We start from the raw sequence: 12,352 nt of genomic DNA, 5'->3' as shown, positions 1-12,352 counted from the left end.
GAGGGTAGGAAGCTGCCACGCTTATATTATTCCGGTTTAGCTCAGTTGGTAGAGCGCCTGACTGTTAATCAGGGTGTCGTCGGTCCGAGTCCGACAACCGGAGTTTTTTATTGTTTTAGCCTTGGAGAGTTGTCCGAGTGGCTGAAGGAGCATGCTTGGAAAGCATGTATACGGGTTTTGCCTGTATCAAGGGTTCGAATCCCTTACTCTCCGTAGTGATTCATGAGTTTCACAGGTTCATTGAGGCATCGCTACTGGCGGTGCTTTTTTTGTGCCCAGAGTGCAATAAAAATGATTTTCAGGGAGGGGTAGGATTAGTGCCAAATCTGTCTTTGCTGCGAGCGTCCCCCCCTAGATATATTAGTTAAACTAGCTGATTATTCTGGTGCGGCCAGTATGACGTGGGTTTCACGCTTTTTTGGTATTATCGTAGCCACGGCCGCGGCCATACGCGCCGACAATTTACAGAGGAAGTGGGATCCAACATATTGGTTGCGTTTCTTTGAAAAGTTCTAGATGGACAATAAAGCGTTTGAGGTACTACATACCGGTAATCGGGGTCCAACCGCACCTCCCCCAACGTCTAAGGTCGATTGAATCCGCTGTGTCACTATGTGGGGATGACTACTTACCATTAGTGCCAAAGTGGGGCTAGACAATGGCCAATTATTTGTAACGTTGTGTGCATGCTAACTGAGTTTCAACACCAATAACATGGCCAAAAAGCGCCCCGCAACTGTTGACCTCACGGCCGCTCCAGCTGCGGGGCGCGTAATTAATTTTGATGGAGTACTAGTGCTTGTGGTTTAACCGTGGATAAAGGAGACCGTCATGAGAATACTGGTCAGCCACGCTGCGCCTAACCAGTAGGCAGACCACCAGTCACGCCGACGCCGCAGTGGGGCGAGCGACAGCACCATGATTGCGACCACAACGATAATGGTCAGTTGCTGCATGATAAAGCCGGCAATACAAAGTGCAAATACGACGAGGCTGATTGCCCACATCGGTAAGTATTCCGACCACACCCCGATAATAAACGGGGTGAGCATGAGTACCAATGCCAGCAAGTAGGAAGACTGCAGTACGTGTGTATCGGCCATGGTCAACATAATTTGAGCAAAGCCGGCCAGAATGAGCAGTAGCGTGGTCCGAATTTCATGTAGCATTGCCTGGGTGCTAATAATGTAACTTACGGCCAGCAAGGCTAACGTTAACGGCAAGAGGAGCCACTGGTCAAATGCACCCACCACGGCGGGAACAATGCCGATAAGTGCCATCCACCCAGCGTGCCAGTCGAGCTGGATAGCCGCCAGTAGGCAGGCGACGATCACTAGTGCGACTAGCTGGAACGACCAGACAAAGCCGCCCGTGCCACCGGCGAGGATGGGGTAGGTAATGGCCAGTCCGGCCAGGGTGATTGTGGATAGAATTCGATCTCGTGCTGATGGCATGGTTCTACCTTCTTTCATTCATTCTTTATGCTACCTGAAAACTACGTGGTAGGCAAAAACTTTGTGGCGGGCCACCGTTATATGGTAGGATAGATTGTTGCAAAGAATTCCCGATAGGGCCCACAGGCGTGGGTTTGCCTTGTAACCGAAAACTTTTAGGGGGAAAATTTTTATGTCGGAAAAACGTTTATTTACATCCGAGTCCGTTTCTGAGGGGCACCCGGATAAAATTGCTGACCAAATCAGTGATGCCATTCTCGATGCGCTGTTGACCAAGGACCCGGACGCCCGAGCCGCGGTAGAAACCAGCGTGACCACCGGTTTGGTGCTCGTATTTGGGGAAGTTTCAACCAATGCATACGTTGACATCCAGGGCGTTGTCCGGGACACGATCCGTCGTATTGGCTACACCCGCGAGAGCGGCTTTGATCCGGACTCTGTGGCCGTATTGGTAGCATTGGATGAACAGTCACCTGACATTGCGCAGGGTGTGAACGAATCGCTGGAGGAACGTGAAGGCGATGCTGACCCGCTGGACCAAATTGGTGCCGGTGATCAGGGGATGATGTTTGGTTACGCCATTGATGAAACTCCTGAGTACATGCCGCTACCAGCGGTTTTGGCTCACGGTTTAATGCGTAAAATTGCCGCGTTGCGTCACGAAGGTGTCATCAAGTACTTGCGGCCGGATGCTAAGGCTCAGGTGACCGTTGAATACGGTGAGGACGGCAAACCGTTGCGTGTGGACACTGTGGTGGTGTCAACGCAGCACGATCCGGATGCCACGTTAGCCCAGATTCGGGCTGACGTCGAAGAGCAGGTAATTCGCGCGGTCATTCCGGCAAACTTACTTGATGATCAAACCAAGATTTACGTGAACCCGACAGGCCGCTTTGTTTTGGGTGGCCCCGCGGCGGACGCTGGTCTGACTGGGCGCAAAATTATTGTCGATACGTACGGTAGTTTTGCTCGCCACGGTGGTGGTGCCTTCTCCGGTAAGGATGCCACTAAGGTGGACCGGTCCGCTAGTTATGCGGCACGGTACATCGCGAAAAACTTGGTTGCAGCGGGGTTGGCCAGCACTTTGGAAGTGCAGTTAGCTTATGCAATTGGGGTGGCCAAGCCGGTGTCGATTTCGGTCAACACCTTTGGTACAAACAAGATTCCTGAAAGCAAAATTGTGGAAGCAATTCGGAACAATTTCGATCTGCGTCCAGCCGGGATTATCCAGATGTTGGATTTGAAGCGGCCAATATACGAACAGACGGCGGCATATGGTCACTTTGGCCGCACGGACATCGATTTACCTTGGGAACACTTGGACAAGGTAGATGCGTTGAAGAAGTACTTACAGTAAGGTGATCGATTGGCGGGGGGACATTTATTTGTCGCCCCCGTTTTTGCGTAGGCCCTTAGCGCTTTCAGCGCTTAGGGCCTGCCACTCGGAGGGCTCGCGGAGCTAGCCCGAGAGATTGAGGCCCGATACCACTTGGCCGCCAGGCCGAGCAAAGTAATAGCCCCAGTGGGCGTACTCGCTGCTACTCGGAGGCTCCGCGTCAGCAGAGCCGAGAGACTGAGGCCCGATACCACTTGGCTGCCAGGTCGAGCAAAGTAATAGCCCAGTAGGCGTACTCGCTGCTATTCAGAGGCGCCGCGCCAACCAACCTAAATCCAGTGCTTCACCAGTAGCACGAACAAATTTGATTAAATGATAGTTGAGGGATTAAACATGCATTCACAGCGTACTAACGTTCCGGTTATGACCGTGACGGTATTTATAGCAACATTCATGGCGGCAATCGAAGGTACCATTGTCAGTACCGCCATGCCGACAATCGTCGGGTCGTTACACGGCGTCCGGTTGATGAATTGGGTCATTGCGGTGTACCTGCTTACCAGTGCCATTGCGACGCCCGTCTACGGTAAGCTGGCCGATATGCGCGGCCGCAAACCGGTGCTGTTAGTGGGACTGGGCATCTTTGTCGTGGGCTCACTTTTTAGTGGGTTATCCCAATCAATGATTATGCTGATTATTGCGCGGGCGATTCAGGGTGTGGGGGCTGGTGCCATCATGCCGGTCACCTACACGATTATTGCCGATATGTATTCGCTGGCGAAACGGGCCCAAGTGCTGGGCCTGAACAGTTCTGCCTGGGGCATTGCGGCCGTTGTTGCACCCTTACTAGGTGGGTTGATTGTTGACCAATTGTCCTGGCACTGGGTTTTCATTATTAACGTGCCAATCGGGCTCATCACGATGGGGCTCACGGCGGTGTTCCTATACGAAAAGCCGCGGACGAGTTCGTCCAGTTTGGACATTCGCGGCATTTGGTGGTTAGCGCTCGTGTTGGTCTGTGTATTGGGTGCCTGTGAGCTGTTACAAATCAGCCACGGCACGTGGTACGCCCTAGTGCTGCTTGTCGGCGCTGGGCTGAGCGTGTGGCGGTTTATCGCCGCAGAACACGTGGCGGCCGACCCGGTAATTAGTTTGCAACTATTCCGTTCCCGGACGTTTATCTCCCAAAACATCATTGCGGCCCTAATTTCTGGCGTGGTAATGGGCCACGAAGTCTACATTCCGATGTGGATGCAGGGAATTTTGGGCATGAGTGCCACTTTTGGTGGCTTTGCCGTCACTCCCAGCAGTATTTTATGGGTCGTGGGCTCATTTGTAGCGGGTAAGATGTTGCCGCGGATGCGCGTCACCCGGGTGCTCGGCATTGCGCTGGTCGACGTGTTGGTCGGTATTGCCGCGGTACTTTGCCTGAGCATTCATACGGTGTACCCAATCTTTCTGGGCGTGTCGGCTGTGCTCGGCTTTGGCTTTGGTATTATTATTACCAGCACGACGGTGGAGTCCCAAAACGTGGTTGGCCCTGACCAAATCGGGATGGCGACCAGTTTCAACACGCTCAGCCGCACGCTGGGACAGACGCTGATGATTTCAATTTACGGCATCATCTTTAATGGGCGGATCAGCGCCGGGGTAGCTGGTCATCGTGGTTTGGACACCAACATGATGAACAAGCTGGTCAACTCACAAACGGTGCACGAATTGTCGGCCGAGGTGATTCCGCCACTGCGCGGAGTGCTCTTTAGCGCGCTGCACACGGTGTACTTGACCTGTGCCGTCGTGGTGGTACTGGCGTTAGCCGCTAACCTGCTGGGCCACCAACGCCGCCGTGCATAAGGTGGCGGCGGTATCGTTGCTGTAAGCCACGCATTATTTCCCGGGCAATGATGGCGACCGCCACGCCTTCCAACACCCCGGCGAGGACGTCGCTGGCAAAGTGGACGTGCAGGTACACGCGGGTCCAAACGATGGTTGCCAGGTACAATACCCCGATGATTGCCGCCAGTGTCCGGGTTGCTGGGCGCCGGTGCCACCGCCAGATGTACATGAGCATGATAATCACGAGGGCGGCACTCGCACTTGCGTGGCCGCTGGGAAAACTCCAACCACTGGCGTGCGCGAGGGCGTGCAGTTGGGGGTCAGCAACAAAGGGGCGCGGCCGGACCACCACGGCTTTGACCAGCCGGTTCAAAATGGCCGTTGCCAGTACCGCGCTTGCCAATGTCGCCGCCCACGTTGGCCGGCGCCGCCACAACATCCAGAGGGCCAAAACGATGGCCGTGATCACCATCCCCACTGGCGACCCCCAGTTGGTGATGGTGCGCGCCCAGTTCGTCCGTGTAGTGGTGGTTTGCCCGGCGAGGTGCAGCCCCCAGGTGTCAAACTGGTGGAGGTACGGTTGGTTCGTGGTGATGGCGACCGCGATGGCGAGCATTGCGGTCATTAAGATGGTGGCTATTAGCCAGCGATGAATGCGCATGATGACCTTCCTCCGCAAAATAAATACCGTTAGTTTAGCATAGTGCTGCCGAAATGCTTGCTTGGTCGGGGGGATTTTGCTATTCTTAACACAATAATACTAAACGTAGGGAAGATTATTAGCGTATGGGTTGCGTCCAGAAAGGCGGCGGTCGTTGGAAGTCGTCCGTGACCCATCCGTGAACTGACTTCCTTGGTTGCCGGCCTGAACAATGTCAGTAGGGCCGACCGGGCTGCCGTTATCCAGACAAGCGCCGGGAATTTCCGGAACTTAGGTGGTACCGCGGCTCAAAGTCGTCCTAACTTGTTTAGGGCGACTTTTTGCGTTCAGGGGCATAAAACACACAGGGGGCAACACGAAATGGCAGCATTTGACCATGCAGCAATTGAAAAAAAGTGGCAAAAGTATTGGCGTGAACACGACACGTTTAAGACGGGTAAGGATCCCAAGAAGCCGAAGTATTACGTTTTGGACATGTTCCCTTACCCATCCGGACAGGGCTTGCACGTGGGTCATCCCGAAGGATACACGGCCACTGATATTATTGCCCGCATGAAGCGGATGCAAGGGTTCAACGTTTTGCACCCCATGGGCTGGGATGCCTTTGGGTTGCCAGCAGAACAGTACGCTTTGAAGACGGGGAACCCACCTAAGGAGTTTACGGCGGCAAACATTGCCAATTTTAAGCGGCAGATTCAAAGCCTTGGTTTTTCCTACGACTGGGACCGGGAAATCAACACGACCGACCCATCGTACTACAAGTGGACGCAGTGGATTTTCGAACAGATGTACCGGCGTGGGTTAGCCTATGAAGCCGAAGTACCAGTCAACTGGAGTCCTGATTTAGGGACCGTGGTAGCCAACGAAGAGGTCATCGACGGTAAGACTGAACGCGGCGGCTTCCCGGTTGAACGCAAGCCTATGCGGCAGTGGATGCTGAAAATCACGGCGTATGCCGACAAGTTGCTGGACGGCTTGGACGACCTCGACTGGCCGGAATCCATCAAGCAAATGCAGCGTAATTGGATCGGCCGTTCAGTTGGGGCCAGCGTTAACTTCCAGGTAGCCGGCGCCGATAAGACCTTTGAAGTCTTCACGACACGTCCGGACACCCTCTTTGGGGCGACCTACACCGTCCTGGCACCCGAGAAGGATCTGGTGCAGGAAATCACCACGCCAGAACAACGTGATGCAGTCAACGCCTACATTAAGGAAGCGGCCAGCAAGTCTGACCTCGACCGGACCGACCTGAACAAGGATAAGACCGGTGTGTTCACCGGTGCCTACGCCATCAACCCGGTTAACGGCGCTAAGTTGCCGATCTGGATTGGGGATTACGTGCTTGCTAGTTACGGCACGGGGGCCATCATGGCTGTTCCGGCCCACGATGAGCGTGACTGGGAGTTTGCCAAGAAGTTTGACCTCCCCATCAAGCCCGTTATTGAGGGTGGCAACGTTGATGAAGCTGCCTACACTGAAGACGGCGTGCACATTAACAGTGACTTCTTGAACGGGATGGACAAAGCCACGGCGATTGACGCCATGATCGATTGGCTCACGGAACACAAGGTGGGGGCCAAGAAGGTCAACTACAAGCTCCGTGACTGGGTCTTCTCCCGTCAGCGTTACTGGGGTGAACCGATTCCAATTATTCATTGGGAGGATGGCGAGACCACGCTGGTTCCCGAAGAAGAATTGCCCCTGGTACTGCCAGAAGACGCCAACATTGAGCCGACTGGTTCGACGGAGGGACCACTAGCTAACCTGACTGATTGGGTCAACGTGGTCGATAAGAATGGCCGCAAGGGCAAGCGCGAGACGAACACCATGCCGCAGTGGGCCGGTTCATCCTGGTACTTCCTGCGGTACATTGATCCTCGCAACGGCCGGTTGCTAGCCGACCCGGACAAGCTGAAGTACTGGATGAACGTTGACCTGTACATTGGCGGGGCCGAACACGCCGTACTGCACCTACTGTACGCCCGTTTCTGGAACCTCTTCCTCTATGATCTGGGGGTGGTTCCAACCAAGGAACCATTCCAGAAGCTGTTCAACCAGGGGATGATTCTGGGCGACAACCACGAAAAGATGAGTAAATCTAAGGGCAATGTGGTCAACCCGGATGACGTTGTGGACCAGTATGGGGCCGACACTTTGCGCTTGTACGAAATGTTCATGGGCCCACTGGATGCCGGTATTGCTTGGAGCACCAAGGGGTTAGCTGGTGCCCACAAGTTCCTGGAGCGGGTTTACCGTACCTTCGTTGATGAGAACGGCAAGATGCGTGACCGGATCACGACCATTAACGACGGTCGCCTGACCAAGGTTTACAACCAGACCGTCAAGAAGGTCACCGACGACTTTGCGGACCTCAAGTTCAACACCGCCATTGCGCAGATGATGGTCTTCATCAACGAGGCTAACAAGGTGGATGACCTGCCGTACGAATACGTGGAGGGCTTCGTCAAGTTGCTGGCACCGGTAGCGCCACACCTCATGGAAGAGATTTGGCAGATCCTGGGCAACGACGACACCATTACCTACGCGGCTTGGCCAACGTACGATGAAAGTGCGTTGGTGGCCGACACGGTCACGGTGGCCGTCCAGGTCAACGGTAAACTGCGGGGCCAGCTGGATGCGGCTAAGGACACGGACAAGGACCAGTTGCAACAGGATGCGTTGGCACTGGCTAACGTCCAGAAGTTCATCGCGGGCAAAACCGTTCGTAAGGTCATCGTGGTACCAAATAAGATTGTCAACATTGTGGTTGGTTAGTTTGCCAGTCACGTTAGGGCCCCTGCCATTGTGGCGGGGGCCCTTACTGGGTTCATGGTGGGCTAGTGGCCCCGTTAAAAACCTGATAATCTGGTTAAAGATGCAGCCGTAAATTGCAGTCATGGTGCGATTCAACTAGAATTACTATGTTAACTACGAATAAAGAGGATTTTTAATGAACGCAAAAGAAACGCAGACCACGACCTCGAGTCAGGCCAAGATGCTCCGCGGTTCCGCGTGGATGACGATTGGTAGCATCTTTTCCCGGGTGCTGGGGGCCATTTACATCATCCCGTGGTGGGCCTGGCTGGGGTCAGCAGCGTTGACCGCCAACGGTTTGTTTACTAAGGGTTACCAAATTTATGGGGTCTTTATCATTATTTCGACGGCGGGGATCCCCAGTGCCGTGGCCAAGCAAATTGCGCATTACGACGCCATGAACGAGTATGCCACCTCAATTCGGTTGTGGTGGCATGGCATGATTGCGACCGGAATCCTTGGCGTCATTTCAGCCGCGGTGCTCTGGTTGGCTGCCCCGCTGTTAGCCGCAGGGGACAGTCGCATGGTGCCGGTCTTCCACTCCCTGGCGTGGGCCATCCTGGTCATTCCCGTGTTGAGTATCATGCGGGGTTACTTCCAGGGGGTCAGCGACATGGCTCCCAGTGCGATCTCCCAGCTGGTCGAACAGTTTGTCCGGGTTATTTACATGTTGGCATCGGTGTTTTTCATCATGAAGATGGGGAACGGGGACTACGTGCTGGCGGTGACCCACTCCACCTTTGCCGCGTTTGTTGGGGCTCTGGCCGGAATCTTGATGCTGGTAGCCATCTTTATTCGACGGTGGCCGCGAATTCACGCGCAGATGGAGCAATCAGCCAACCAGATTGACGTCTCGGTCAACCAGCTGTTGATGGACATCGCGCGCCAAGCGGTGCCGTTCATCATCATGGATTCGGCCATTAACTGGTATTACATCATTGACCAGTACACCTACAAGCCGATGTGGGGCCACCTGTTTCACTGGTCTGTCAACCACATGAACGATTTATACGCCCTGTATGCGGGTAACGCCAACAAGTTGATCATGATCGTGGTGTCGTTGGCGTCGGCCTTAGGTATTACCGTAATTCCGCTGTTGTCGGCGGCGGTTACGCGCCACGAGATGCGCGATGTGAGTCACCAGATGACCAACGCCATTCAGCTGTTCAGCATCGTCATGATTCCCGCCTCCCTGGGGATGATGGCTATTGCCCAGCCGCTGTACGTCGTGTTTTACGGCTACAACGTGACGGGAATCCTCATGCTGGAGGTGTCCTCCCTTCTGGCGGTGGCACTGGGGCTGTACACCGTTCTGGCGGCTTTACTGCAAGGGGTGTTTCGTAACCGGTTGGCCATCGTTCTGATGTTAGTGGGAATCGTGGTCAAAGTGGTGTTACAATACCCATTTTCAGCGTGGTTCGGTGCGTACGGGCCAATGCTCGCTTCCATGGCGGGGTTGGGCGTCAACTCCGTGCTGATGTTACGGAAGTTGTGGCAGTACTACCGGTTCAAAGTGTTCCAAACTTCGCGGCGCGTGTCGGGAATGTTGCTATTCGGGGCGATAATGTTTGCGGTTGTGCGTTTAGCCGTGTTCTTCCTAAACCACTTTATTCCCGCCGTCAGCAAGCCTGGTGCCGTAGCGGAGCTAGTGGTAGCCTTGATGCTGGGCGGCGGTGTCTACGGGTACCTCGTACTGAAGACGCACTTAGCCGATATGGTTTTGGGTAGCCGCGTGGCCGGAATTCGCCGGTTGCTACACATGAAGTAATTATTGTTTCATCATACTGGTGGTCCCGTTATTCGCAATCACCGATAAAAAAAGCCATCGTGGCACGTCCGCCCAGTTATTCTAGGGGATGCGCCACGATGGCTTTTTGCGTTGCTTATTGATTTTCTTCTTGGGCACTTGGTTGCGTGTGGACCCGCTTAAGGCGGGCGGCCCGCACCTTACCTAGTACTAACGGCACGTGCTCTTCCACCACGTCCGCGTATTCAAGGCCAAACCAGCGGGCTGGACTAACGGTGATCCGCTGCAATAGCAGGCGGGCCTGGATGATGGTTTTGACAAAGGTGTTGATCCGGGTTTCCGAGGACAATTCTTCGCGTACCAGGACGAAGGACCAGTCACCAACATCGCGGCCCGGCATGGTGGTGTATTGTTGCGGCTGCCGGTCGATCTCGCCGCTGGCCATCAGGTCCTGCACGATTTGCCGCAGGAAGACGTTGACGGTTTGCTGCATGCGGAAGCCGAGGTAAAGCTGCACGTTGACCATAAAGTCGGTGCCGTAAGTGTCTGCCGTGTACTCCGCCGTGAACGGCTCGTCGGTGACGTTGACCGTGACGAACCAGTAAACGTCAGCCCGTTTGGGCCGTTTATCGACGATGGAGTAAATGAGGTTCTTTTTGACGAAGTGGTTGTCGTGAATTTTGGTCAGGTAGACCAGGTTGTCCGCGTACCGCTCGTAATGAGTGTCGGCGTGGAGCGCGTCAAGCATCTTTTTGTACGCTAGCAGGGACACCCGTTGATTGGTGAAGGAATTCCGATCGCGGAGGATTCCCCCGTAGAGCCACACAAACATGACCAGCAGGATCGCTAGAGCGATGATTACGGTCACGTAACCACCATGGAGGAACTTCGCCGCGCTGGCAATGAAGAAGATACTTTCAATGCTGGCAAAGAACAGGAAGATGACCCACGACCAGATTCGGGGCGTGTGCCGCAGACGCAAGTACTGGTAGAGCAAGATGGTGGTCATCAACATCGTGACGGTAATGGCCAGGCCGTATGCAGCCTCCATGTGTGCGCTGGTCCGGAAGTAAAAGACAATGGCCGTACACGTGATCCACATCAAGATGTTGACACTGGGGATGTACAGCTGCCCCTTGAAGTTGGTTGGGTAGACGATGCGTAACCGCGGCAGGAAGCGCAGGCGGATAGCCTCTGCGACCAGCGTGTAGGAGCCACTGATCAGTGCCTGGCTGGCAATAATGGCGGCCAGGGTCGCGAGCACAATGCCGACGAGGTGAATGCTGGCCGGGAGCATGTCAAAGAAGGGGTTGAGGTCGGTGGCGTGTTGCCAAGCCGTGGCCGCACGGTTCTGGTTGATCCAGACGGCCTGGCCCAGGTAGTTGAGCACGAGGCAGATATTGACGAACGGCCAACTACCATAAATATTGGGCCGGCCCACGTGCCCCATATCGGAGTACAGGGCCTCCGCCCCCGTGGTTGCCAGGAAAATCGATCCCAGAATCAGGATACCGACTTTATTAGCGGGACTGAATAGTAGCTTGACGGCGTAGTACGGGTTGAGCGCGGCCAGCATTGACCAATCCTTGGTGAGGCTGACCAATCCCACTACACCCAGAAACAGGAACCACAGCGTCATGATGGGCCCAAACAACCGCCCAATGGACTGGGTCCCGAAGCGCTGAATGAAGAAGAGCACCGAAATAATAATGACGGTGGTGATGATTACCTGATCTTGTTGGGTAATGAAGACGTGGTGGTTAATAGCAGTATTCTTGAGCCCCTCAATGGCGGTGGTGACCGTCACTGCGGGCGTTAACATGCCATCCGCGAGTAAGGCTGCACCCCCGACCACGGCCGGGACGAGCAGCCACTTGGCCCGCTGGCGTACTAGGGTGAAAAGGGCAAAGATGCCACCTTCACCTTTGTTATCCGCGTGCAAGGCGATGATGACGTACTTGAGGGTCGTCACAATGGCCAGGGTCCAGAAGACCAAGGACACGGAACCGACCAGAAAATCGTGGGTCATCGTGCTCATGCCGCCGTTTTCGTTAACCAATGATTTCATTACGTAGAGGGGACTGGTCCCAATGTCACCGTAAACCACCCCTAGGGTAATGAGTAGCCCCGCCGCGGTTAAACGGTGGTGTAACTCGTGGTGTTGCTCAGTTTTTAATTGTGTCATGGGTAACTCCTTGTGAATGATGCTATCAGACAGTGTAGGCTATCTAGCGGGGGATGTAAATATTATTGTACATGATGGGCGCCCCCTGGGTCAGTGTGTTGGCGGTGGTGGACCACTAACGCGCATCTGCACTTCAACAAGGTCTGCACGTGATGTTATTTGGCGCCCGCAGTGGGTAAATATCCGCGGTGGGCCAGGCGGACCTCATGGCGTGGATACGTAGCTACTGATCAAAAAACGCGTCTTTTAATTGCAAAAGGGTTGGCAAAAGTTGCAACTGTTGGTATATTTATATTTGTTGTTGCCGCGATGGCGGAAT

The 12,352-nt window shown here is 54.5% G+C and carries 7 protein-coding genes, 2 tRNA genes, 1 riboswitch and 1 other annotated feature; of the genes, 6 read left to right on the top strand and 3 right to left on the bottom strand.

The window, feature by feature from the left end:
• Nucleotides 1-30 precede the first annotated feature (30 nt).
• Nucleotides 31-103 (top strand) — tRNA-Asn (locus FD19_RS09305).
• 20 nt (nucleotides 104-123) lie between these two features.
• A tRNA-Ser gene (locus FD19_RS09300) sits at nucleotides 124-213 on the top strand.
• Nucleotides 214-806: 593 nt separating this feature from the next.
• Here the strand turns inward: FD19_RS09300 and FD19_RS09295 are convergent.
• Nucleotides 807-1,454 carry a hypothetical protein gene (locus FD19_RS09295; RefSeq protein ID WP_054749130.1) on the bottom strand — a complete coding sequence of 216 codons (648 nt, stop codon included), beginning with the start codon at nucleotides 1,452-1,454 and terminating at the stop codon, nucleotides 807-809.
• A 92-nt stretch (nucleotides 1,455-1,546) separates the two neighbouring features.
• Nucleotides 1,547-1,629: riboswitch (SMK box riboswitch) on the top strand.
• Here FD19_RS09295 and metK point away from each other — a divergent pair.
• Nucleotides 1,627-2,811, top strand: a complete 1,185-nt coding sequence (gene metK, locus FD19_RS09290; RefSeq protein ID WP_056969902.1) for a methionine adenosyltransferase — start codon at nucleotides 1,627-1,629, stop codon at nucleotides 2,809-2,811. Its footprint overlaps the riboswitch before it by 3 nt.
• Before the next feature lie 372 nt (nucleotides 2,812-3,183).
• Entirely contained in the window at nucleotides 3,184-4,644 is a 1,461-nt protein-coding gene (locus FD19_RS09285) for an MDR family MFS transporter (RefSeq protein ID WP_056969900.1), read from the top strand.
• Here FD19_RS09285 and FD19_RS09280 read toward each other — a convergent pair.
• Nucleotides 4,610-5,287: a phosphatase PAP2 family protein gene (locus FD19_RS09280; RefSeq protein ID WP_056969898.1), complete on the bottom strand. Its 678-nt coding sequence runs from the start codon at nucleotides 5,285-5,287 to the stop codon at nucleotides 4,610-4,612. The two genes, FD19_RS09285 and FD19_RS09280, sit on opposite strands and share 35 nt — an antisense overlap.
• A 97-nt stretch (nucleotides 5,288-5,384) precedes the next feature.
• Nucleotides 5,385-5,591, top strand: a binding site (T-box leader).
• Between the two features lie 56 nt (nucleotides 5,592-5,647).
• On the opposite strand from FD19_RS09280, the gene leuS reads away from it, so the two are divergent.
• Together leuS and FD19_RS09270 are read left to right on the top strand one after the other, a co-directional pair.
• Nucleotides 5,648-8,062 carry a leucine--tRNA ligase gene (leuS, locus tag FD19_RS09275; protein WP_056969896.1) on the top strand — a complete coding sequence of 805 codons (2,415 nt, stop codon included), beginning with the start codon at nucleotides 5,648-5,650 and terminating at the stop codon, nucleotides 8,060-8,062.
• A gap of 175 nt (nucleotides 8,063-8,237) precedes the next feature.
• On the top strand, nucleotides 8,238-9,869 hold the full coding sequence (locus tag FD19_RS09270; protein WP_056969894.1) for a putative polysaccharide biosynthesis protein: 1,632 nt from the start codon (nucleotides 8,238-8,240) through the stop codon (nucleotides 9,867-9,869).
• 115 nt (nucleotides 9,870-9,984) lie between these two features.
• On the opposite strand, the gene FD19_RS09265 is transcribed toward FD19_RS09270, so the two are convergent.
• Entirely contained in the window at nucleotides 9,985-12,033 is a 2,049-nt protein-coding gene (locus FD19_RS09265) for a KUP/HAK/KT family potassium transporter (protein ID WP_054749134.1), read from the bottom strand.
• Between the last annotated feature and the right edge of the window lie 319 nt (nucleotides 12,034-12,352).

The sequence above is a fragment of the Lacticaseibacillus thailandensis DSM 22698 = JCM 13996 genome (genome assembly GCF_001436135.1).
Lineage (GTDB): Bacteria > Bacillota > Bacilli > Lactobacillales > Lactobacillaceae > Lacticaseibacillus > Lacticaseibacillus thailandensis.
Note: the sequence above shows the minus strand (reverse complement) of the source record. Positions and strands in the feature narration are given on the sequence as shown.